This is a genomic window from Paracoccus aerius, assembly GCF_014656455.1.
GTDB lineage: Bacteria > Pseudomonadota > Alphaproteobacteria > Rhodobacterales > Rhodobacteraceae > Paracoccus > Paracoccus aerius.
Genome location: NZ_BNCL01000004.1, coordinates 67,276 through 87,532 on the forward strand (window position 1 = coordinate 67,276; position 20,257 = coordinate 87,532).

The 20,257-nt window shown below is 65.7% G+C and carries 25 protein-coding genes and 1 tRNA gene; 13 read left to right on the forward strand and 13 right to left on the reverse strand.

Annotation, left to right across the window (positions count from 1 at the left end; translation table 11 throughout):
- The 6 genes from ccmI to plsY all read left to right on the forward strand — a co-directional run bounded on the left by ccmI (position 1) and on the right by plsY (position 4,784).
- Complete coding sequence (gene ccmI, locus IE224_RS06315) at positions 1–1,212, forward strand: c-type cytochrome biogenesis protein CcmI (protein ID WP_167622896.1); 1,212 nt, start codon at positions 1–3, stop codon at positions 1,210–1,212.
- A complete protein-coding gene (ruvX, locus tag IE224_RS06320; protein ID WP_191308836.1) occupies positions 1,209–1,679 on the forward strand; it encodes a Holliday junction resolvase RuvX in 471 nt (156 codons plus the stop codon). The genes ccmI and ruvX overlap by 4 nt, the downstream gene beginning before the upstream one ends.
- Positions 1,676–1,843 carry a DUF1289 domain-containing protein gene (locus IE224_RS06325; RefSeq protein ID WP_167622898.1) on the forward strand — a complete coding sequence of 56 codons (168 nt, stop codon included), beginning with the start codon at positions 1,676–1,678 and terminating at the stop codon, positions 1,841–1,843. The genes ruvX and IE224_RS06325 overlap by 4 nt, the downstream gene beginning before the upstream one ends.
- A 126-nt stretch (positions 1,844–1,969) precedes the next feature.
- Entirely contained in the window at positions 1,970–2,932 is a 963-nt protein-coding gene (locus tag IE224_RS06330) for an aspartate carbamoyltransferase catalytic subunit (protein ID WP_191308838.1), read from the forward strand.
- The gene (gene pyrC / locus IE224_RS06335) at positions 2,929–4,203 is read left to right on the forward strand and encodes a dihydroorotase (protein WP_191308840.1); all 1,275 of its coding nucleotides are present in this window, start codon (positions 2,929–2,931) and stop codon (positions 4,201–4,203) included. Before IE224_RS06330 ends, pyrC begins: the two co-directional genes overlap by 4 nt.
- Positions 4,200–4,784, forward strand: coding sequence for a glycerol-3-phosphate 1-O-acyltransferase PlsY (plsY, locus tag IE224_RS06340; protein WP_191308841.1), 585 nt, complete (start codon positions 4,200–4,202; stop codon positions 4,782–4,784). Before pyrC ends, plsY begins: the two co-directional genes overlap by 4 nt.
- Here the strand turns inward: plsY and IE224_RS06345 are convergent.
- Positions 4,781–5,176, reverse strand: coding sequence for a hypothetical protein (locus IE224_RS06345; RefSeq protein WP_191308843.1), 396 nt, complete (start codon positions 5,174–5,176; stop codon positions 4,781–4,783). The genes plsY and IE224_RS06345 overlap by 4 nt on opposite strands.
- A gap of 224 nt (positions 5,177–5,400) precedes the next feature.
- Between IE224_RS06345 and IE224_RS06350 the strand changes: the two genes are divergently transcribed.
- From IE224_RS06350 to IE224_RS06360, 3 genes are all read left to right on the forward strand, one after another.
- On the forward strand, positions 5,401–6,465 hold the full coding sequence (locus IE224_RS06350) for a glycerophosphodiester phosphodiesterase family protein (protein WP_191309174.1): 1,065 nt from the start codon (positions 5,401–5,403) through the stop codon (positions 6,463–6,465).
- A gap of 135 nt (positions 6,466–6,600) precedes the next feature.
- Positions 6,601–8,064, forward strand: coding sequence for a metal-dependent hydrolase family protein (locus IE224_RS06355; protein WP_191308845.1), 1,464 nt, complete (start codon positions 6,601–6,603; stop codon positions 8,062–8,064).
- Entirely contained in the window at positions 8,061–8,789 is a 729-nt protein-coding gene (locus tag IE224_RS06360; RefSeq protein ID WP_191308846.1) for a hypothetical protein, read from the forward strand. Before IE224_RS06355 ends, IE224_RS06360 begins: the two co-directional genes overlap by 4 nt.
- Positions 8,790–8,795: 6 nt before the next feature.
- Here IE224_RS06360 and IE224_RS06365 read toward each other — a convergent pair whose 3' ends face one another.
- The 10 genes from IE224_RS06365 to IE224_RS06405 form a co-directional block, all read right to left on the reverse strand.
- Positions 8,796–10,166: a glutamate--cysteine ligase gene (locus IE224_RS06365; RefSeq protein WP_191308848.1), complete on the reverse strand. Its 1,371-nt coding sequence runs from the start codon at positions 10,164–10,166 to the stop codon at positions 8,796–8,798.
- A gap of 68 nt (positions 10,167–10,234) precedes the next feature.
- Positions 10,235–10,741, reverse strand: coding sequence for a hypothetical protein (locus IE224_RS06370; protein ID WP_167622906.1), 507 nt, complete (start codon positions 10,739–10,741; stop codon positions 10,235–10,237).
- A 40-nt stretch (positions 10,742–10,781) separates the two neighbouring features.
- Positions 10,782–11,216, reverse strand: a complete 435-nt coding sequence (locus tag IE224_RS06375; RefSeq protein ID WP_191308849.1) for a molybdenum cofactor biosynthesis protein MoaE — start codon at positions 11,214–11,216, stop codon at positions 10,782–10,784.
- A gap of 4 nt (positions 11,217–11,220) precedes the next feature.
- Positions 11,221–11,472 carry a molybdopterin converting factor subunit 1 gene (gene moaD, locus IE224_RS06380; RefSeq protein WP_191308851.1) on the reverse strand — a complete coding sequence of 84 codons (252 nt, stop codon included), beginning with the start codon at positions 11,470–11,472 and terminating at the stop codon, positions 11,221–11,223.
- Positions 11,462–12,094: a CDP-diacylglycerol--glycerol-3-phosphate 3-phosphatidyltransferase gene (pgsA, locus tag IE224_RS06385; RefSeq protein WP_167622909.1), complete on the reverse strand. Its 633-nt coding sequence runs from the start codon at positions 12,092–12,094 to the stop codon at positions 11,462–11,464. Before pgsA ends, moaD begins: the two co-directional genes overlap by 11 nt.
- 80 nt (positions 12,095–12,174) lie before the next feature.
- Positions 12,175–12,543, reverse strand: a complete 369-nt coding sequence (locus tag IE224_RS06390; RefSeq protein ID WP_167622910.1) for a hypothetical protein — start codon at positions 12,541–12,543, stop codon at positions 12,175–12,177.
- A 225-nt stretch (positions 12,544–12,768) separates the two neighbouring features.
- Positions 12,769–14,643 carry an excinuclease ABC subunit UvrC gene (gene uvrC, locus IE224_RS06395; RefSeq protein WP_191308853.1) on the reverse strand — a complete coding sequence of 625 codons (1,875 nt, stop codon included), beginning with the start codon at positions 14,641–14,643 and terminating at the stop codon, positions 12,769–12,771.
- 285 nt (positions 14,644–14,928) lie between these two features.
- On the reverse strand, positions 14,929–15,060 hold the full coding sequence (locus IE224_RS21270) for a hypothetical protein (RefSeq protein WP_255432226.1): 132 nt from the start codon (positions 15,058–15,060) through the stop codon (positions 14,929–14,931).
- Positions 15,057–15,839, reverse strand: coding sequence for a S49 family peptidase (locus tag IE224_RS06400; RefSeq protein WP_229849269.1), 783 nt, complete (start codon positions 15,837–15,839; stop codon positions 15,057–15,059). Before IE224_RS06400 ends, IE224_RS21270 begins: the two co-directional genes overlap by 4 nt.
- Positions 15,840–15,905: 66 nt before the next feature.
- Positions 15,906–16,925, reverse strand: coding sequence for a LacI family DNA-binding transcriptional regulator (locus IE224_RS06405; protein WP_167623491.1), 1,020 nt, complete (start codon positions 16,923–16,925; stop codon positions 15,906–15,908).
- Between the two features lie 97 nt (positions 16,926–17,022).
- Between IE224_RS06405 and IE224_RS06410 the strand changes: the two genes are divergently transcribed.
- A tRNA-Arg gene (locus IE224_RS06410) sits at positions 17,023–17,099 on the forward strand.
- 280 nt (positions 17,100–17,379) lie between these two features.
- On the opposite strand, the gene IE224_RS06415 is transcribed toward IE224_RS06410, so the two are convergent.
- Positions 17,380–17,559, reverse strand: a complete 180-nt coding sequence (locus IE224_RS06415; protein ID WP_191308854.1) for a hypothetical protein — start codon at positions 17,557–17,559, stop codon at positions 17,380–17,382.
- Between the two features lie 176 nt (positions 17,560–17,735).
- Between IE224_RS06415 and IE224_RS06420 the strand changes: the two genes are divergently transcribed.
- From IE224_RS06420 to IE224_RS06430, 3 genes are read left to right on the forward strand one after another with little or no spacing between them, the layout of a single operon-like run.
- Complete coding sequence (locus tag IE224_RS06420) at positions 17,736–18,290, forward strand: VPLPA-CTERM sorting domain-containing protein (RefSeq protein ID WP_191308856.1); 555 nt, start codon at positions 17,736–17,738, stop codon at positions 18,288–18,290.
- Positions 18,291–18,331: 41 nt separating this feature from the next.
- Positions 18,332–18,922, forward strand: coding sequence for a VPLPA-CTERM sorting domain-containing protein (locus tag IE224_RS06425; protein ID WP_191308858.1), 591 nt, complete (start codon positions 18,332–18,334; stop codon positions 18,920–18,922).
- 33 nt (positions 18,923–18,955) lie between these two features.
- Positions 18,956–19,273 carry a hypothetical protein gene (locus IE224_RS06430; protein ID WP_191308860.1) on the forward strand — a complete coding sequence of 106 codons (318 nt, stop codon included), beginning with the start codon at positions 18,956–18,958 and terminating at the stop codon, positions 19,271–19,273.
- Positions 19,274–19,396: 123 nt separating this feature from the next.
- Here IE224_RS06430 and IE224_RS06435 read toward each other — a convergent pair whose 3' ends face one another.
- The gene (locus IE224_RS06435; protein ID WP_229849270.1) at positions 19,397–20,251 is read right to left on the reverse strand and encodes a MurR/RpiR family transcriptional regulator; all 855 of its coding nucleotides are present in this window, start codon (positions 20,249–20,251) and stop codon (positions 19,397–19,399) included.
- Positions 20,252–20,257: the final 6 nt, after the last annotated feature.

The following is a 20,257-nucleotide window of genomic DNA, read 5'->3' on the forward strand; positions in this document are numbered from 1 at the left end:
ATGTTCTGGATCATCTGCGCCGCACTGACGGCTGCCGTGGGCCTGGCCATCATGGCCCCGCTGATGCGCGCCCGCGCAACTGCCGCCCAGCCTGCCGCGGCCTTCGACCTGCGCGTTTACCGCGACCAGTTGCGCGAGGTCGATCGCGATCTTGAACGCGGCGTGATCTCGGCCGAGGACGCGGCCCGGCTGCGGACCGAGATCGGCCGCAAGGTGCTCGAGGCGGATCGCCGCCTGTCCCAGGCCGCGCCCGAGGGAAAGGACGGGCGCGGCCTTCTGGCCCTTGGCGTGCTGGCCCTGCTGTTCATGGCGGCGGTGACGCTTTACCTGCGCGAAGGCCAGCCCGGCCGGGGCGACCTGCCCATCGCGCAGCGCATCGCCCAGTCCGAACAGGCCTATGCCAGCCGCCCCAGCCAGGCCGAGGCCGAGGCAAGGGCCCCGGCCCCCGCCCCTGCCGAGATCCCGGATGATTTCGCGGCCCTGATCCAGCAATTGCGCGAGGCCGTGGCCCGCAATCCCGACGATCCGCAAGGGCTGGCGCTTCTGGCCCAGAACGAACTGCGCGTCGGCAACCCCGCCGCCGCCCGCGAGGCCCAGCAGCGCCTGGTGGACCTGCGCGGCGAGGACGCCCCGCCCGAGGATCTGGTGCGCCTTTCGGCCCTGATGGTCGAGGCTGCAGGCGGCCTCATCACCCGCGAGGCCGAGGAGGTCCTGGCCCGCGCGCTTGGCAAAGATCCCTCCAACCCCCAGGCCCGCTACATGCTGGGCTTGCTGCAGTTGCAGAACGATCGCCCCGACCGCGCCTTCCCGATCTGGCGCCGCCTGCTTGAGGAAGGGCCCGAGGACGCGCCCTGGATCCCGCCGATCCGCAACGCCATCAGCGACCTGGCCTGGCTGGCGGGTCAACCCGACTACGTTCCCCCGGCCCCCATGCCCGGTCCGGACGCCGATGCCCTTGCCGCCGCCGAAGACCTGACGCCCCAGCAGCGGCAAGAAATGATTGCCGCAATGGTGGCGCAACTGGAAGGCAGGCTGGCCCAGCAGGGCGGCACGCCAGAGGAATGGGCAAGGCTCATCTCGTCCCTTGTGGTGATCGGCAACGCGGACCACGCCCGCGACATCTGGGCCGAGGCGCAGACCCGCTTCGCCGCCCAGCCCGAGGCCCTGGAAACCGTGCGCCGCGCCGCGGCCGAATCGGGATTGGCAGAATGATCCATCCAGAGATTGCGGATTTCGCTGCGGACCTGCCGCCCTTTGGGGCCATTGCCGGACTGGACTTGGGCACCAAGACCATCGGCGTCGCAGTCAGCGACGGGATGCGGCAGGTGGCCTCTCCGCTGACGGTGATCCGGCGGCAGAAGTTCACCCTGGACGCGGCCGACCTGCTGGCGATCGTCAGGGACCGTGCCCTGGTCGGCCTGGTGATGGGCCTGCCGCGCAACATGGACGGCAGCGAAGGCCCGCGGGCCCAGTCCACCCGCGCCTTCGCCCGCAACCTGGAACGGCTGACCCCCCTGCCCATCACCTTCTGGGACGAACGCCTGTCCACGGTGGCAGCCGAACGCGCGCTGCTGGAAGCCGACACTTCCCGCAAGCGGAGGGCCGAGGTGATCGACCAGGTCGCGGCGGGCTATATCCTGCAAGGCGCGCTCGACCGGCTGCGGTATCTGCGGGGATGATCGAAAGCCCCTGCATCAAGGTCTGCGTGATCGACCCCGCCAGCCGGCTCTGCACCGGCTGCTGGCGGACCCTGGACGAGATCGCCGCCTGGTCCAGCCTGTCGACCGAGGCCCGGCGGCGGATCATGGCCGACCTGCCCGCACGCAAGCCCCGGCAGCCCTGACGTCTTCTGTGTCCCACTATCCCCGGGGGAGGCGCGGAACGCGCGGGGGGGCCAGGCGGCCCCTGCCCGCTTGCCGCCCGAACGGCCATCTGCGATAGAAACGCGACCCCGATCAAAAGGCCGCACATGAGTTTTCGCGCCCGCCACCTGCTTGGCATCGACCACCTGTCCCCGCCCGAGATCGTCACGCTTCTGGACCTGGCCGAGGATTACGTCGCCCTGAACCGCCGCACGGTCAAGCATTCCGATGCCCTGGCGGGGATGACCCAGATCAACATGTTCTTCGAGAACTCGACCCGCACCCAGGCCAGCTTCGAACTGGCGGGCAAGCGGTTGGGGGCGGATGTGATGAACATGTCGGTGGCCCAGTCGTCCGTGAAGAAGGGCGAGACGCTGATCGACACGGCGCTGACCCTGAACGCGATGCAGCCCGACCTGCTGGTGGTGCGGCACCCGAACAGCGGCGCGGTCAACCTGCTGGCCGAAAAGGTGAACTGCGCCGTCATCAACGCGGGCGACGGGCGGCACGAACACCCCACCCAGGCGCTGCTGGACGCGCTGACCATCCGCCGCGCCAAGGGGCGCCTGCACCGCCTGACCATCGCGATCTGCGGCGACATCGCCAACAGCCGCGTGGCCCGGTCGAACCTGCTTCTGCTGGGCAAGATGGAAAACCGCCTGCGCCTGATCGGCCCTGCGACCCTGATGCCCGCCGGGGCCGGAGAGATGGGCGTGGAACTCTTCGAAGACATGCGCGAGGGACTGCGCGGCGCCGATGTGGTGATGATGCTGCGGCTTCAGAAGGAACGCATGGATGGCGGCTTCATCCCGTCGGAACGCGAATACTTCCACCGCTTCGGCCTGGATGCCGACAAACTCGCCTGCGCCGCGCCAGACGCCATCGTCATGCATCCCGGCCCGATGAACCGCGGGGTCGAGATCGACGGCACCATCGCCGACGACATCAACCGATCCGTGATCCAGGACCAGGTGGAAATGGGCGTGGCGGTGCGCATGGCCGCGCTTGACCTGCTGGCGCGGAACCTTCGCGCCGAACGGGGCCGCGCTGCGGCGGGGGTGATGGTATGACCGCGATCTTGTTCACCAACGCCCGCCTGATCGACCCCGAGGCGCAGACGGACGCCCCCGGCAGCCTGCTGGTCCGCGACGGCGTGATCGAAGGCATCGACGCGGACGCCCCTGAAGGCGCCGCCGTCATCGACTGCAACGGCCGCGCGCTTGCCCCCGGCATCATCGACTGGGGCGTCAAGATCGGCGAGCCGGGCGAGCGTCACAAGGAATCCTTTCGCAGCGCGGGCCTTGCGGCGGCGGCGGGGGGCGTCACCACCATTGTCGCGCGTCCCGACACGATGCCGCCCATCGACACGCCGGAATCCTTGGAATTCGTCACCCGCCGCGCGGCGGACGCGCCGGTCAACATCCGCCACATGGCCAGCCTGACCAAGGCCCGCGACGGGCGCGAGATGGTCGAGATCGGCTTTCTGACCGATGCCGGCGCGGTGGCCTTCAGCGACGGCGTGCGGCAGGTCGCGGACACGCGGCTGCTGTCGCGCTGCATGACCTATGCCCGCGGCCTTGGGGCGCTGATCGTGGGCCATCCGCAGGACGCGGGCCTGTCGCGCGGGGCTGCGGCCACGGGCGGCAAGTTCGCCTCGATCTACGGCCTCCCCGCCGTGTCGCCCATGGCCGAGGTGATCGGGCTGGACCGAGACCTTGCCCTGGTTCAGATGACCGGCTGCCGATGGCACGCAGACCAGATCACCACGGCGCGAGCCCTGCCCTCGCTGCAGCGCGCGCGGGATGCGGGGCTGGATGTGACGGCCGGGATCTCGATCCACCACCTGACGCTGAACGAATACGATGTGGGCGATTACCGCACCTTCTTCCGCTTCACCCCGCCCCTGCGGTCCGAGGACGACCGTCTGGCCATGGTCGAGGCCGTGGCCGAAGGCGTGATCGACGTGATCGCCAGCTTCCACACGCCGCAGGACGAGGAATCCAAGCGCCTGCCTTTCGAGGCCGCGGCCCCTGGCGCGGTGGGCCTGCAGACGCTGCTGCCGGCTGCGATGCGACTGTATCACCAGGGCGGGCTGAGCCTGCCGCAGTTGTGGCGGGCGATGTCGCTGAACCCGGCGCGTCGGCTGGGCCTGCCGGGCGGGCGGCTGTCGCCGGGCGCGCCTGCCGATCTGGTCCTGTTCGATCCCGACGCGCCTTTCGTGCTGGACCGGTTCACCCTGCTGTCGAAATCGAAGAACACCCCCTTCGACGGCGCCCGGATGGAGGGCCGCGTCCTTGGCACCTGGGTCGCCGGACGCCGCGTTTTCGGAGGCAAGGCATGACCCTGATCCTGTGGACCATCTTCGGTTATCTTCTGGGGTCGATCCCCTTTGGTCTGGTGATCGCCCGCGCCCTGGGCCTGGGCGACCTGCGCAAGATCGGGTCGGGCAATATCGGCGCGACCAACGTCCTGCGCACCGGCAACAAGCCCGCCGCCCTTGCGACGCTGCTGCTGGATTCCGGCAAGGGCGCCATCGCCGTGCTGGTCGCGCGGCATTTCGGCGGGGACGCTGCGGCGGTGCTGGCGGGGGGCGCGGCCTTCCTGGGTCATTGCTTCCCGGTCTGGCTGGGCTTCAAGGGCGGCAAGGGCGTCGCGACCTTCCTGGGCACGTTGATCGCGCTGCATTGGCCGCTGGGCCTGATCGCCTGCGCGATCTGGCTGCTGACGGCCGCCGTCAGCCGGATCAGCAGCCTGTCCGCCCTTCTTGCGGCGGCGCTGTCGCCGGTCTTTGCCTGGGGCCTGGGCCGGGGCGACCTGATCGCCGTCAGCCTGTTCATGGCAGTCCTTATCTTCATCCGCCACAGCGCCAATATCACCCGCCTGATGGACGGGTCCGAGCCGCGGATTGGCCGAAAGACCTAGCGTTCGGCAACCAGCGTCCGGCCAGCGGGGCGGGACGGACGGGCGGGTGCGGGTTCCGGCTGTGGTTGCGGCTCGGCCGCGACCTCGCGCAGGGGCGAAGGGGTGAACACCCGCGCCGGCGCGGCCAGGGGCGAGACTCCGCCTTGGCCCACGATGCGGCGCAGCGCCTCGGCCCCGCGCCGGGCCGATATGGCGACCGAGACAAGCGCCAGGCAGCAACCCGACAGCAGGATCAGCAGCACGATTCCCAGCAGCCCCAGGAAAACCGGCAGCGGGGGGATACCCTCGGCCTGGCCGACCTGGGTAACGATCGCCCCCACCAGGGCCAGGACGCCGATCACAAAGACCGCGCCGACGATCCGCTGCACCCACACCATCACATCTGCCTTCATGGCCTGCCCCTTCTTGTTTTCCCTGCCCTGCCACCGGCTGCCGCGTGGATCAAGCCCGACCGGCTTCATTTTGTCGTGCGCCGCGCGGATCCCCTTGGCGCAATCGATTTTTATTAAAATAAAACAAAACCGTCGCAGAAGCGTTAACCTTTCTGGGGACTGTCTGCGGGCAGCGCGCCGGTCGGCGTCGCGGCGATCTCGGTGTAACGATCAGGAACACGTTCATGAAGATGCAACTTGCCGCCCTTGCGGCCCTTTCGGCATTCGCCCTGTCCCCCGCGGCCCATGCCGCCACCACCTGGAACACCCTGACCGGCGAGGCGCCGATCGTGGTCGCCCATCGCGGCGCCAGCGGCTATCTGCCCGAGGAAACGCTGGGCAGCTATGAACTCGCCATCAAGATGGGCGCGGATTACATCGAACCCGATGTCCAGATGACCAAGGACGGCCACCTGGTGGCCATGCACGACACCACGCTGAACCGCACCACCAATGTGGCAACCCTGTTCGCGCCCCGCAACGGCCGTTACAATGTCGGCGACTTCACCCTGGCGGAAATCAAGCAACTGACCGTCAAGCCGACCGGCGCGCTGTCGCAGCCCGATTCGACCTATCTGGGCTTTACCCCCACCATGCCCGATCCCTACAAGGTTCCCACGCTGGACGAGGTGCTGGGCTTCCTGAAGAACTACAACACCGCAAACGGAACATCGGTCGGCATCTATCCCGAGGCCAAGGCTCCCTTCGATTCCGTGAAGGAACAGAAGATCATCGCCTCGTTGAAGGACAACGGCTTCACCACGGCGGCGGACAAGGTGATCCTGCAATCCTTCGCCTATCAGTCGGTGGCGAACCTGACCGATCTTCTGGACATGAACGACATGGAGGCCGAGGTTGCGCAGCTGGGTTCGGTCCGCCTGCAGAACGGTGTCTATGGCGTGAACGGCAGCGACGGCTTCTGGTCGCTGGACCAGATTGCAAGCGTGGCGACGGGCGTGGGCGTCAGCTATACCGGCATCACCGAGGACTTCATCAAGGCCGCCCATAACCTGGGCCTCAAGGTGCACGCCTATACCTTCCGCCCGCTGAAGGAAGACGAGGCTTTTGCGATGATCCAGCCGATGCTGGATTGGGGCCTGGACGGCTTCTTCACCGACTATACCGACCTGGGCCGCACCGTGGTCGATGCCAATGCGCCCGCACCCGTGCCGCTGCCCGCTGCCGCGCCGCTGTTGCTGGCGGGCATCGGTGGCCTGGCCCTGCTGCGTCGCCGCCGGAAAGCCGCCTGACCTGAATGGGGCGCTGCCACGGCGGCGCCCCTTGCCTGCCTTGGCCAAGGCACCGGTGATCTATTATCTTTTGTTTATTCCTTGCGACATGGTGCACACTGGGGCGCAGATGGTTTCCAGCCCCGGTGATTCGTCATGTGCCTGGCCTGCTATGAACCCGATCCCCAGACCGGCAGGATTCATTTCTGCCACTGCGGCAGCCCCCAGACCCTTGCGATCATGCGGCGGATCGAGGCGGACATTTCCCGCCGCCAGATGATGGGCGGCATGGCCGCCGTGATGGGCATGTTCTCAGGCTTCGGCCTTGCGCCCCACCCGACACGGGCACAGATCCCTGCCCGGCCCGTGCTGCTGACCAACCTGCGCCTTTTCGACGGCGAGACGCTGTCCCTGCGCCAGGGCGTAGAAGTCCTGGTGGACGGGGATCGCATCGCAGGGCTGCCCGTGCCGGGCCAGGGGCCGGCCGAGGCGCAGCGCATCGATTGCGGCGGGCGCACCGTGATCCCGGGCCTGATCGACACCCATTGGCACACGACGTTGGCATCCGTCAGCCAGATTGTCGCCATGACGCAGGATCCCGGCCTTCTGCACCTGATCGCGGGGCAGGAAGCCGGCGCGACCCTGATGCGCGGTTTCACCACAGTGCGCGACGTGGGCGGCCCGGCCTTCGGGCTGAAGGCCGCCATCGACCGGTCGGTCGTGACGGGGCCGCGCATCTTCCCGGCCGGGGCGATCATTTCCCAGACTTCGGGGCATGGCGATTTCCGCTTCCAGAACAGCCTGCCCATGATGCCCGGCGATCCGGCCGATCATGCAAGCCGGCAAGGCATGTCGGCGCTTGCCGATGGCGTGCCGGAGGTTCTGCGCCGCACCCGCGAGCAGTTGATGAAGGGCGCCAGCCAGATCAAGATCACCGCGGGCGGCGGGGTCGCGTCGCAATACGACCCGCTGGAGTCGCTGCAGTTCACCGAAGCCGAGATGCGCGCGGCGGTCGATGCCGCCACCGACTGGGGCACCTATGTCTGCGCCCATGTCTACACGCCGCCGGGCATCCGGCGTTGCATCGCGGCCGGGGTCAAGTCCATCGAGCATGGGCAGCTTGCCGACGAGGACACTGTTCGCATGATGGCCGACACCGACACATGGTGGTCGATCCAGCCGTTCCTGGCGGACGAGGACGCGAACCAGTATGCCGACCCCAAGGCCGTCGCCGCCCAGCGGCAGGTGGCCGAAGGCACGGCCCGCGCCTTTGAATGGGCCGACAAGCACCGGGTCAACTGGGCCTTCGGCAGCGACATCCTTTACCGCGGGGGCGAAAGCCAGGGGCGGCAACTTGCCAAGCTGGCGCGCTTCATGTCGCCACTTTCGGCGCTGCACCGCGCCACCGGCGCGGCAGGCAGGCTGCTGGCGCTGTCGGGTGCGCGGGCGCCCTATGACGGGCGGCTTGGGGTGATCGCCGAAGGTGCGCTGGCGGATCTTCTGGTGATCGACGGCGATCCCGAACAGCGGCTTGACTGGCTGGACGACAGGGCAAGCCTGCGGCTGATCATGAAGGGCGGCAGGATCTTCAAGAACGAACTGTCGGAGGATGCGATATGACCAAGGCCCTTGCCGTCCTAGCCGCTGTCCTGGCCTGCACCGCCCCACCCCCTGCCCCGGCCCAGGAATGGCGCGCCCAGGTGACGCCCTATGTCTGGGCCACGGGGCTGGGCGGCGACATCACGCCTTTCACCGGCGCGCCCACATTGTCCTTCGAGAAAAGCTTTTCCGACGTGCTGGAGGATCTGGACGCGGCCTTCTTCCTGTCGGCCTATGCCCGCAGGGACCGCTTCGTCCTTCTGGGGGATCTCAGCTATGCGGCCAGTTCGAAGTCGGGGCTGGTCCCGCGCGGCCTGCCCGCCGAGGCTGAATTGCGCCAGCGTTCCCTGACCGTCGCGGCGGGCTGGCGGGCCATCGACAGCGGCGGCCTTGCCCTCGACGTCCTGGGCGGCCTGCGCGCCTGGACCATCAAGGCCGAGATATCGGTCGCGGGGGGCGCGATCAGCCGGTCGGGGGACAAGGATTTCGTCGACCCGGTCGTGGCGCTGCGGGCCAATTACGCGCTTGCCCCCAGATGGTCCGCTATCGCCTATATCGACCATGGCGTCACCGGGATCGGCTCCGACAAGACCACGCAGGTCCTGGCGACCGTCAATTACCAGATGGCGGAACGGGCCTATCTTTCCTTGGGCTACCGGCGGCTGGACGTGGACTACCGCAGCGGCGGGACGCGGGTGGATGCCACGATGGCAGGCCCGCTTCTGGGCCTGACCTGGCGGTTCTGATCGTGCCTAGTAGGAATATTCGCGATAGATCGGCGTCAGATCGCCGCCCCATTCGCCGTGGTATTTTTCAAGCAGTTCGTCTGCCAGGACGGTCCCGCTGTCCACGCTTTCCTTCAGCGCGTTGAGGAAGTGCGTCTCGTCCGGGACAAGGCCGCCCGCGCCGGGACGGGCGCGGTTGTTCAGACCCTGTTCGGCGATCGCCAGAACCTCACGCGCCAGATCCTGCATGTGGACGCCGTTCACGCTGGCCTGCAGGCCGCGGAGCCCGGCGTCGCGGCGCAGGCCTTCGCGGGTCTCGTCGTCCCAGTCCTTGACCAGATCCCAGGCGGCATCAAGCGCGCCTTGGTCATAGATCAGCCCCACCCACAGCGCGGGCAGTGCGCAAAGCCTGCGCCAGGGTCCGCCATCGGCGCCGCGCATCTCGATGTATTTCTTGACCCGTGCTTCCGGGAAGACGGTGGTCATGTGGTCGGCCCAGTCCGACAGGGTAGGCACCTCGCCCGGAAGGGCCGGCAGGCGGCCGTCCAGGAAGTCGCGGAACGACTGGCCCAAGGCGTCGATATACTTGCCGTCGCGATACACGAAATACATCGGCACGTTCAGGACGTAATCCACCCAGGCATCATAGCCGAAGCCGTCCTTGAAGACGAAGGGCAGCATCCCGGTGCGGGCATTGTCCAGGTTCTGCCAGATATGGGCACGCCAGCTTTTCCAGCCATTGGGCTTGCCATCGAGGAAGGGCGAATTGGCAAACAGCGCGTTCGCGACCGGCTGCAATGACAGCGCGACCCGCATCTTCTGGACCATGTCGGCTTCGCTGCCGAAGTCCAGGTTCACCTGCACGGTGCAAGTGCGATACATCATCTGCTTGCCCAGGGTGCCTACCCGGTCCATGTAGTCGGTCATCAGCCGATAGCGCCCCTTGGGCATCATCGGCATGTCGTCCTGTCCCCAGATCGGGGCCGCACCTAGGCCGATGAAGCCCGCGCCAATGCGGTCGGCGATTTCCTTCACCTCGGCCAGGTGCTGGTTCACCTCGTCGCAGGTCTGGTGGATGGTTTCCAGGGGCGCGCCCGACAATTCAAGCTGCCCGCCCGGTTCAAGGCTGATATTGGCGCCGTCGCGTTCCAGGCCGATCAGCTTGTCCTGCTCCATCACCGGGTTCCAGCCGAAGCGTTCCTGCAGGCCCGACAGCATGGCGTGGACGGAACAGGCGCCCTCGTATGGCAAGGGCATCAGGCTGTTCTTGTCATAGCCGAACTTCTCGTGCTCGGTCCCGATGCGCCAGGCGTCGCGCGGCTTTTCCCCGCTGGCGATATAGGCGGCCAACTGGTCACGGCTTTCGATCGGGCCTCCGCCCTGTTGTGGTATCGACATGAGGAGAGGCCTTTCGAGCGTGTTTGCCGGTCACAGGTGGCAAGCGGCGATGCCCAAGTCAACCCGCCTCAACCCGGTCTCCGCCAAACGGTGCGCACTGCGTCATGCTGGTCAGCGACATGGGCCAAGGCGGCCGAGACCGCGCCCATGTCGAGGCCCGGCAGAGCCGTGAAGGCATGGGCCAGGGCGTCGGAGCCGGCCGCATCGACGGGCACCAGCAAAGCCTCGCCCGTTGCACTGCGCAAGCGCCAGTGGCCCTGGCCCTTCAGGCGCAACAGCCGGATCTCGACCAGGTCGCGCAATGCGATCTCTCCGCCCAGGACGGCGGCGCCGTAATAGCGGACGGCGCCCTCATCGACCTCGACCACGCCGGGGGCGGCGATGCCGCGGCGGAAGGGCAGCCTGCGGATCGCGCCGATCAGCAGCGACAGGCCGACCAGAAGCACAAGCGCCCCGACTGCGGCGAAGAACCAGCCGCCGCGCAGGGCCAGCCAGAGGCCTCCCAGCAGGATCAGGGTTGCGACGATGGCCTCGGACCGTCGGGCGGCCCAGGCGCGCAGGTCGGGCCGGATCATGGGTGGGGGGCCGCGCATGGGCATTCGGTCAGCAAAGAAGCTACCATCGCGACAACGCATCTTCGTCGCTGGCCTTGGCATCGACCCAGCGGGCCGCACCGTCACGGCCTATCTCGCGCTTCCAGAAGGGGGCGCGGGATTTCAGCCAGTCCATCAGGTAATCGGCAGCCTGGAAGGCTGCATGGCGGTGGCGGGCGGCCGTGGCGACCATCATGATCGGTTCACCCACCGGCAGCCGCCCGTGGCGGTGGACGATGCGCCAGTCGGTCAAGGCGAAGCGTTCGGCGGCCTGCCTGCCGTAATCGGACAGGGCCCGTTCCGTCATGCCGGGGTAATGCTCGATCTCCAACGCGGCCATGGCGCCCGTGTCGTCGCGCACGATGCCCGTGAAGGTGACGATGGCCCCCGCGCCCGCGCCAAAGCCCGCCAGTTCGGCTGCCAGGTCGAAGGGGGCGGAATGGACGCGGGCCGACACGGGATCAGCCGCCGGTCATGGGCGGGAAGAAGGCGACCTCTCGGGCATCCGCGATGGGGCTGTCCAGATCGGCAAGCTGCTGGTCCACGGCGCAGCGCACGGCGGCAAGGTCGGCGAAGGCCGCCGCGTGCCAGTCGTCCCGCGCGGCCAGATCGGCAATCAGGTCCCGGACGGTCGTTGCCGCGGTCTCGATCCGCTCGCGCGGCTGGCCGATGCGTTCGCGCAGCCAGGCGAAATACAGCACGTCAAGCGTCATGGCCCGGTTCCCGCAGGTAAGGGCGCGACTTCACGAAGTAATCCCAGCCGGTCCAGGCGGTCAGGATCGCCGCGATCCAGATCAGCAGCAAGCCCATCTGCGTCGCCAGATCCGCCCAGGAGGACGAGAAGGGCAGCCGCGATTCCCCCACCAGCGGCGGGCGGCCATGTTCGACATAGGCCAGCCCCGTGCCCAGGAACAGGACCGAGATGGCCACCATCTGCGTGGTCGTCTTCCATTTCGCCAGCTTCGTGACCTTCAGAAGACGGGCATTGGCGCCCAGGAATTCTCGCAGGCCGGACACGAAGACCTCGCGGAACAGGATCAGCGTGGCGGGCAGGATCAGCCAGGGGTTCATGCCGGAATAGCCGGTGATGACGACGATCGCGATCACCACCATGGCCTTGTCGGCGATGGGGTCCATGGCCGTGCCGAAGCGGCTTTCCTGCTGCCAGCTTCGCGCCAGATAGCCGTCGAACCAGTCGGTCACGGCCGCCAGAAGAAACAGCGACAGCGCCGCCCAGTCCGCGAAGGGCCGGCTGAAATAAAGGAACATCAACGGCACGGCGGGCGCCGCGATCAGCCGAAGCAGGGTCAGGATATTGGGGATGGTCCAACGCATAAGGGCAAGCTAGTCCGTGGCGCGGGACTTTGAAAGGGGCGGCGCACCGAAATGCGCCGCGCCCCGGATTGCGACGCCGCTCAGCCGATCGCGCCCTCGAACAGGGGATAGGCGCGGCCCGCGATGGTCAGGTGGACGGCCTTGATGCGCTGTTCGCCAAAGCGGCGGGTGCGATGGCCGATGACGCGGATCGGATCGCCGGGCATGGCGACGGCCTTGGTCAGGCCAAGGGCGGCATTGCGGGCGCGGCCGGCCAGTTCCACCGTCCAGTTGCGGCCTTCCGCGTCGCTGACGCACAGCACCGGATCGCTGCCGTTGCTGTAGTTGTCGGTCACGGTCCCGGTCAGTTCCATCAGATGCGGCTTGAATTCATCCCCCCGAGCAGCTTTGGGCAGGCCGGCAGGCATGAACCGCGGGACAACGATGCCGGGTTCGGGCAAACGGGTCATGAGAGCCTCTTTCCTCAGGTTGAGAGAGGCAACCATAGCGCGATCACGGCACGACCTTGCGGTGCGGTTTTACCACATCTCGCAGTTGTTAAACCCAGGGTTTGGCTGCAAGGGCGGCAAGCTATTGAACCGGCAGGAATTTCAGCTCCTGGGTCATCCAGCTGGGGATGGATCTTCCACCAGGGTGGCGCAGTTTAGGAAGGGCTTCCGTAGCCGCCGCCCCGGTCAGCCCCTGGCGTTGAAATGGTCATAGACCTTTTGCGCCATGGCGGCCGAAATCCCCTCGACCGCCTGCAAATCCGCCAGCCCGGCGCGGCTGACGGCCTTGGCGCTGCCGAAATGGGCCAGCAGCGCACGCTTGCGCGAGGCGCCGATGCCCGCGATCTCGTCCAGCGGATTGGCCATCACCGACTTGGCGCGTTTGGCGCGATGGGTGCCGATCGCCCAGCGATGCGCCTCGTCCCGCAGACGCTGGATGAAATACAGGACCGGGTCGTTCATCCGCAGCGCAAAGGGTGCGCGGCCGGGGCGGTAGAATTCTTCCTTGCCCTGGTCACGGTCGATGCCCTTGGCGACGCCGACAATGGGAATGTCCTCGACCCCCAGGTCGGCCAGAATACCATCCACCACCGACACCTGCCCCGCACCGCCGTCGATCAGAAGCAGATCGGGCCAGGATTCGGTCTGGCGGTCGGGGTCTTCCTTCAGCAGCCGCACGAAGCGACGCGACAGCACCTCTTTCATCATGCCGAAGTCGTCGCCCGGCGTGATCTCGGTCCCCTTGATGTTGAACTTGCGGTATTGGCTTTTGATATAGCCTTCGGGCCCGGCCACGATCATGCCGCCCACGGCATTGGTGCCCATGATGTGGCTGTTGTCGTAGACCTCGATCCTGCGGGGGGCTGCGGGCAGGTCGAAGGCCTCGCCCACCCCTTCCAGCAGGCGCAGTTGCGTGGCGCTTTCGGACATGCGGCGGGCCAGGCTTTCACGGGCATTGCGCAGCGCGTTTTCCACCAGCTCGAACTTCTCGCCCCGCTGCGGGACGCCGATGACGACCCGGCGGGCGGCGCGTTCCGACAGCACGGCTTGCGTCAGATCAGGCTCGTCCGGTGCATGCGAGAGCAGGATCATCCGGGGCGGCGGCTTGTCGTCGTAGAATTGCAGAAGGAAGGCCTGCATCACCTCGGCAGGCGACTCCACCCCGCCAAGTCGAGGATAGAAGTCGCGGTTGCCCCAGCTCTGGTTGCCGCGGATGAAGAAGACCTGCACGCAGGCCTGTCCGCCTTCCATGTGCAGCGCGACGATGTCGGCCTCGGCCACGCGCTTGGGGTTGATGGCCTGGACGGATTGCACGGCGGTCAGCGCCTTGATGCGGTCGCGAAGGGCGGCCGCGCGTTCGTATTCCATGTTCTCGGCCGCCTCGGCCATGTCGCGGGCAAGGTTCGCCTGGATGACGGTGGTCTTGCCCTGCAGGAATCGTTCGGCGTCGGCCACAAGCGCGCCATAATCCTGTTCGGAAATCCGGCCCACGCAGGGCGCACTGCACCGCTTGATCTGGAAAAGCAGGCAAGGACGCGTGCGCGATTCGAAGGTGGCGTCCGTGCAGTTGCGCAGCAGGAACACCCGCTGCAACTGCGTCAGCGTGCGGTTCACCGCCCCCGCACTGGCGAAGGGACCGTAATAGTCGCCCTTTTCCGACTTGGCCCCGCGATGCTTCTTGATCTGCGGATAGGCGTGGGACTTGGCCACCAGGATGTTCGGGAAGGACTTGTCGTCGCGCAGCAGCACGTTGTAGCGCGGCTTCAACTGCTTGATCAGGTTCTGTTCCAGCAGCAGCGCCTCGGTTTCGGTGCGCGTGGTCAGGAACATCATGCTGGCGGTTTCGCGGATCATCCGCGCGATCCGGGCCGAATGTCCCGACGGCCGGGCATAATTCGACACCCGCGCCTTCAGGTCGCGCGCCTTGCCGACATACAGAACCGCCCCCTGCGCATCCAGCATCCGATAGACGCCGGGACTGCGGTCAAGCTGGCGCAGATAGTCCTGGATCAGCGCATGGCCGGTCTTGGTGGCTGGCTGGGGGGCGGTTTCCTGGGTCATGATCTTCTAGAAAGTGATTCCCGTGCCGGGCTGCAAGTTGCTAGGCGCGATGGCAAGTGCAAAGCTGTCCACCGCCTTTGTGGATAACTCTGTGAGAGTCCTGTGAGGCAGGCCCCTCCAATCCAGCAATCGTTACAAAACCGTGACTTTGCCTATAAATTGTGCAGCTTTCCAGCCTATTGATTTTACTGGGAAAATATTTATCCCGCTGCCCGACTTGTGAAAGCTGCGCAGTTTCAGTCAGTTGCTTCGCGAATCTGTCCTGCGCGGGGACAAACGGGCGTCCTAGCCGCGCGGCTTGCGCCGGGACGGCGGGATCCCCAGCACGCGCCGGACTGCCCTGCGAAAGGCCGGCCCGCGCAGCAGCGCCATCGCCACCATCACCAGCAGGAACAGGATGACGATCCGGACGCTCATCCCCCCGCACCAAAACGGGCGAAGGCGGCGCGTTCCTGGGCCGCGTCAAAGACGGTGCCGGCGGAAAGCCCCAGCCTGCGGAACAGCGACTGACGCGGGGCATGGACGACAAAGCGTGTCTTGTCGCCGAACAGCGCCTTCATGCGGGGCACCAGATGGCCGATGCCGTCGGCAAGGCCCAATTCGACGGACTGGCGGCCCGCCCAGAACTCGCCGGTGAACAGGTCGCGATCCGGGACCAGCCGGGATCCGCGACGGGCGGTGACATGGTCCTTGAAGGCCTGATGGATCGGCTCCAGCACATTGTGCAGACGCTCGACATCCTCGGGGCGTTCGGGGCGGAAGGAATCAAGCGTGGATTTCGACCGGCCCGCCGTATGCACCCGCCGTTCGATCCCCCAGCGGGCGATCAGATCCTGGAACCCGAACCCGGCCGAGATCACGCCGATCGACCCAAGGATCGAACTGTCATCCGCCCAGATCTGATCGCCCGCACAGGCCAGCCAATAGCCGCCTGACGCCGCGACGTCCTCGACAAAGGCATGGACGGGGATCTTCGTCTCGTCCGCCAGGCGACGGATGCGGGCGGCGATCAGCGACGACTGGACGGGCGATCCGCCGGGCGAGTTGATGGACAGCGCCACCGCCACCGGCTTGCCCTTGCGAAAGGCGCGTTCGATCACGGGGGCAAGGGCGGCATCGGACAGCGCGCCGCCGCGCCCGGCCATGCCGATGGCACCGTGCAGGCGCACCACCGACACGCGGGGGCCCTTGCTCATCAGACGGTCAACATAAGGAATACGCATGACCGCAGACTTAGTCATGCGCCCACCTTGCCACAAGCGTCATGCATGACGGATCGTGTCACCCGGCAGAAAGGTGGGCGTCAGCGCGACGATCCGGTCTTCGGGGATGATGTCCTTGCCCGCCACCAGCCGCGCCGCGCGCCGCCCGATGTCGACGCGGCGCGCATCTGTCGTGGCCAGCCGCACCGGCAGCCCGTCCAGCAGGTCGACGCCGTTGAAGCCGGCAAGCCCGATGCGGCCAGGGATGTCATAGCCCTTGTCCAGGCAATGAAGCAGCCCCCCTGCCCCGATCATGTCGTTCGAGAAATAGAGGAAATCCAGGTCCGGTGCGCGGGTCAGGATCCGCTCGGTCAATTCGCGACCCTTCAGCAGGGACGACCCGCCCTGATAGTATTCGCGCGCCTCCAGCGGCACGCCAGCCTCGGACAGGCCTTCCTCGAAGCCTGCCAGGCGCTTCCGGGCGCGGTGATCCTCGGGCATGTGTGTGCCGACGAAGCCGATGCGGCGATAGCCGGCAGCAAGGATCCGCGCGGCCATCTCGCGCCCAGCGCGGCGGTGCGAGATGCCGACGATCGTGTCGATCCCGGGTCCGTCCACGTCCATGATCTCGACCACCGGAATGCCCGAGTTTTCCAGCATCGCGCGGGACGCCTTGCTGTGCTCAAGCCCGGCCAGGATCACCCCCGACGGGCGCCAGGACAGCATGTCGTAAAGCACCATCTCCTCGCGCGCGGGGGAATAATTGGTGACGCCGATCACGGGTTGCAGGCCGGTGTCGTCCAGTTCCGCCGAGACCCCGCCCAGCACGTCGGGAAAGACCAGGTTCGACAGCGACGGGATCACGACCGCGACCAGGTTCACCCGCTGGCTTGCCAGCCCGCCGGCGATCTTGTTGGGCACATAGCCCAGCATCTTCGCCGCCGTCAGCACCTTCTCGCGCGTCGCGGCCGATACGTCCCCCCGGTTTCGCAGGACCCGGCTGACCGTCATCTCGGATACGCCGGATGCTTCGGAAACATCCCGCAGGGTCAACGGGCGGCGGGGTCTTGGGACGTTCATCATGCACCGGCATTCAGGTCTTTGCCCGATGTTAGCGCCCGCCCGGCCCCGCGGCAACCTTGCCAAATCGTCCGGCAGCAGTCAAAAGGACTGTGGCGGCCCCGTGGCTCAACTGGATAGAGCAGCCCCCTCCTAAGGGGCAGGTTACAGGTTCAAGTCCTGTCGGGGTCACCAAAGATCCTAGCATTTGCGGCGTCTTGCCAACCCACGGGGCCAGCATGATCAGGCAGCGTGCAGAAATTTACGCGAACAAACCGGCTCGTTCCGCAAGGCTTCCGTTCAAATCCCGCACAGGATGTTTCCGAACTGTTCTGCAGAAGAAGGGCGAGGTAAATCGGTGCCGACCCCAAAGAACTGCCTTTTAGACAGAAGCCATGACAGCAATTAGCATCAGGAAAATGACGCGAGAAGCCTCACCGCGGGCCAGTCCATCCGAGATATTATGGGAAAGAGCCTAAAGGCCGCCCTCTGCCGGGTCCGCGAAAGGATCTGGCTCGATGTGGGTGCGCGCGCTGATCGCGTCGATCATCTGACCGATCCAGTTAAACCAGCCTTGGACAACGATGACGACGCCAGCCAAACCGCCGCCCACTTCCTTGATGAATTCAGCGAGGTCCATCAGGTGGCGCCTCATGAATAATCAGCCGATCATTTATCATGTCGGTCCTATCGAACTGTTACGGAATGTCTTTCGTCCGTCGATTGCGAAATCATCGGCAGTTTCACCGAGACTTACGGCGGCGTGAGCTACAAATATCCGCTCATCAGCGCAGGACGCGTTGATTCGCCACGGTAGTTGCAGGGGTTTTTATGAGTATCAGGGTGTTGATGGCTGCGGCTACCGTGGCAGTAGGGGTTGGGCAAGCAGAGGCGGCGACGGTTCTCGACGTCGAATTTACTATCACTAAAGCGGTTATCGAGTATTCCCCATCCGAAGGTCCGGATGAAGGCTTTGATGATATTCATCTTGACGAATTTTGGGGTGTAAAGGTCGGCGAGACCGTCAATGCTGTCTTCACATACACAGAGGAATGGGTCGGCGAACGCAAATCCCTGAACGCGTCGTTTTCAATTGCCGATCAACTGCTCTTTAGAGGCACTCTGTCGCAGGGAATGCCGTGGCAAATGGCTTGGTTCGGGATCTCGGGACATACTCCTAGCCCAGAATTTTTCGCTCTTGAGTGGGACGGCAAAGGCTTGGGAAGCTTGGAATATACTCATGATTTCAGACCTTGGTTTCCGACTGTAGAAGCCACCTGGTCTGTTGCTAGCCCCGCTCCCGTTCCGCTTCCCGCGACTGCCGCGCTTCTTCCCCTCGGGCTCGGCGCCCTGGCGATGATGAGACGGCGCCGGAAATCCACCTAAGCTTCGCAATCCTAAAGTCAGTTATCTTGAAAGGCATTGCAATGATTCGGCAGCATTTTCTAGCAGGCGTTGTGGGGCTGAAGGTGGCGGTGGCTGCGGCTGTTCTGATGGTCGGCGTGGGCCAGGCAGAGGCGGCGACGGGCAAATGCGATTACTCAGGTCACTACGATCCGCCAGTTTACGGCACAAAGGTGACGTATAACTTCGATGTGTTCGTCAAGCAGGGCTTCACGGACAGAGAAGACAACCCGATTGATGCCTATGGACCGTATTCTAAGGACATTGGCGTCCCGATGCAGGCCAAGATCACTTACCTGCCCGAAGACTACTGCGCCGACATAACATTGTCTTCGCAAGGACAGGCTTGGGAAACGGATTACTCATCTTGGATGTTTGGCTTCTTTGCATCAGGTTGGGCCTCTGATGGCGCACGTTTTGCGTTTTCTTTGGATTACTTTGAGCCGGATGACTTCTTGGACCTAGAATGGAGAACGGGCGACAGCTATGCATGGCTCCTGCTCAGCATCGAGAATGTTCGCGTAGCCCCTGTTCCCCTTCCAGCCACCGCTGCGCTGCTTCCGGTCGGCCTTGGAGCCCTCGCCATGATAAGGAGGCGCCGCCGCCTCGGCTAACTATCTGCTTCTTTCCAGCCGATAGCCGATGCCATGAACGGTCACGACAGTTTCGTCGGGCGGCATCGCCTGGCGAAGCTTGGCGATCGCACCAGCAAGGTTGCTGCGGCTTGGCGGGCTGGTTGGATCAAACGCTATGGCCTGCGCCAGAGCATCGAAGGTCAGGACGCGCCCGGCGGCACGCTAAAGGGCAAGGTAGGCCTTGGCTGGGCCAGGCTGTACGCCGAGGCGATCGACTGCCGCCACCAGGTCCTCGGGCGTGCCGATCGTCACACCCGTGCAAACTTATGCCGCTTATGGGCACAGATATGCTCCGAATCGAAATTTGGACATCGGCAACCTAATGAATAGAAAAGATAATTCATAGAGATCTTCAATAAATTACTTTCTGATGTGCAAACTTATGCCTCGTTTTCACATATCCATCTGCGGTTCCTGCTGGTCTGACGGCAGGAATGCGGCTGCGGCAGACGCTTAGCGCCCCAGTTTCGGGGCGCGGAAGATGCGGGTCTTGGCGAAGACGTCCTCAAGCCGGTTCAAGCGATCCTGGACCTGATCGGCGCAATGGCCCTGGACCCGGCCCAGAAGAGCCTCGACCAGCAGCAGGATCGTGACAGTGGAATCCCAGGCGGCGGGCATGTCGATCCGGCATGGCAGCGTGTGGTGCGCGTGCCCGGCCGCGGGCGACAGCCAATGATCGGTCACCAGCACCACCTGCGCGCCCTGCTGCGCCGCCAGTTCGGCCATGTGCACGGCATTGGCTTCATAGCGGCGAATGTCGAAGATCACCACCACGTCGCCCGCCCGCAGGTCCAGCAGCGCCTGCTGCCAGTCGGTCAAGTGGTCCGAGACATAGGTGACGCCCGGACGGATCACCCGCAGCAGGGTCGCCATGTAATCCGCATGGGCATGGGTCAGCCGCCCGCCCATGACCGCGACATGACGCGCCGGATCGGCCAGCAGCGCCGCCGCCGCGTCGAACTCTCCTGTCGCGATCTGGTCCAGCGTGGCGTGGATGTTCGCGATCGCCTGTGCGGCAAAGGACTGCATGGGGTGGAGGCGCGGTTCGTGGTCGGGCAGCACCAGGGGCGCGGCCAGCAGGCGCCCGACCTCGGTCCGCAGGGCGGCCTGGTATTCGGCATAGCCCTTGAAGCCCAGCTTTTGCACCAGCCGCACGATGGTCGGCGCCGAGACCTCGGCCGCGCTTGCCAGCATGGTGATCGACCCCAAGGCCGACATCGGGAAATGCGACAGGATATGGGTCGCCGCCTGCCGTTCGGCGCGGGTCAGCGACGCAAGGCTGGCGCGCATCCGCTGTTCGATGGTCACGACGCC

Bases quoted from the DNA above. Each gene is read 5' to 3' on its own strand.
- ccmI (WP_167622896.1), top strand. From the start codon at position 1: ATGTTCTGGATCATCTGCGCCGCACTGACGGCTGCCGTGGGCCTGGCC.
- ruvX (WP_191308836.1), top strand. From the start codon at position 1,209: ATGATCCATCCAGAGATTGCGGATTTCGCTGCGGACCTGCCGCCCTTT.
- IE224_RS06325 (WP_167622898.1), top strand. From the start codon at position 1,676: ATGATCGAAAGCCCCTGCATCAAGGTCTGCGTGATCGACCCCGCCAGC.
- IE224_RS06330 (WP_191308838.1), top strand. From the start codon at position 1,970: ATGAGTTTTCGCGCCCGCCACCTGCTTGGCATCGACCACCTGTCCCCG.
- pyrC (WP_191308840.1), top strand. From the start codon at position 2,929: ATGACCGCGATCTTGTTCACCAACGCCCGCCTGATCGACCCCGAGGCG.
- plsY (WP_191308841.1), top strand. From the start codon at position 4,200: ATGACCCTGATCCTGTGGACCATCTTCGGTTATCTTCTGGGGTCGATC.
- IE224_RS06345 (WP_191308843.1), bottom strand. From the start codon at position 5,176: ATGAAGGCAGATGTGATGGTGTGGGTGCAGCGGATCGTCGGCGCGGTC.
- IE224_RS06350 (WP_191309174.1), top strand. From the start codon at position 5,401: ATGAAGATGCAACTTGCCGCCCTTGCGGCCCTTTCGGCATTCGCCCTG.
- IE224_RS06355 (WP_191308845.1), top strand. From the start codon at position 6,601: ATGTGCCTGGCCTGCTATGAACCCGATCCCCAGACCGGCAGGATTCAT.
- IE224_RS06360 (WP_191308846.1), top strand. From the start codon at position 8,061: ATGACCAAGGCCCTTGCCGTCCTAGCCGCTGTCCTGGCCTGCACCGCC.
- IE224_RS06365 (WP_191308848.1), bottom strand. From the start codon at position 10,166: ATGTCGATACCACAACAGGGCGGAGGCCCGATCGAAAGCCGTGACCAG.
- IE224_RS06370 (WP_167622906.1), bottom strand. From the start codon at position 10,741: ATGATCCGGCCCGACCTGCGCGCCTGGGCCGCCCGACGGTCCGAGGCC.
- moaD (WP_191308851.1), bottom strand. From the start codon at position 11,472: ATGACGCTTGACGTGCTGTATTTCGCCTGGCTGCGCGAACGCATCGGC.
- pgsA (WP_167622909.1), bottom strand. From the start codon at position 12,094: ATGCGTTGGACCATCCCCAATATCCTGACCCTGCTTCGGCTGATCGCG.
- IE224_RS06390 (WP_167622910.1), bottom strand. From the start codon at position 12,543: ATGACCCGTTTGCCCGAACCCGGCATCGTTGTCCCGCGGTTCATGCCT.
- uvrC (WP_191308853.1), bottom strand. From the start codon at position 14,643: ATGACCCAGGAAACCGCCCCCCAGCCAGCCACCAAGACCGGCCATGCG.
- IE224_RS21270 (WP_255432226.1), bottom strand. From the start codon at position 15,060: ATGAGCGTCCGGATCGTCATCCTGTTCCTGCTGGTGATGGTGGCGATG.
- IE224_RS06400 (WP_229849269.1), bottom strand. From the start codon at position 15,839: ATGAGCAAGGGCCCCCGCGTGTCGGTGGTGCGCCTGCACGGTGCCATC.
- IE224_RS06405 (WP_167623491.1), bottom strand. From the start codon at position 16,925: ATGAACGTCCCAAGACCCCGCCGCCCGTTGACCCTGCGGGATGTTTCC.
- IE224_RS06415 (WP_191308854.1), bottom strand. From the start codon at position 17,559: ATGAGGCGCCACCTGATGGACCTCGCTGAATTCATCAAGGAAGTGGGC.
- IE224_RS06420 (WP_191308856.1), top strand. From the start codon at position 17,736: ATGAGTATCAGGGTGTTGATGGCTGCGGCTACCGTGGCAGTAGGGGTT.
- IE224_RS06425 (WP_191308858.1), top strand. From the start codon at position 18,332: ATGATTCGGCAGCATTTTCTAGCAGGCGTTGTGGGGCTGAAGGTGGCG.
- IE224_RS06430 (WP_191308860.1), top strand. From the start codon at position 18,956: ATGAACGGTCACGACAGTTTCGTCGGGCGGCATCGCCTGGCGAAGCTT.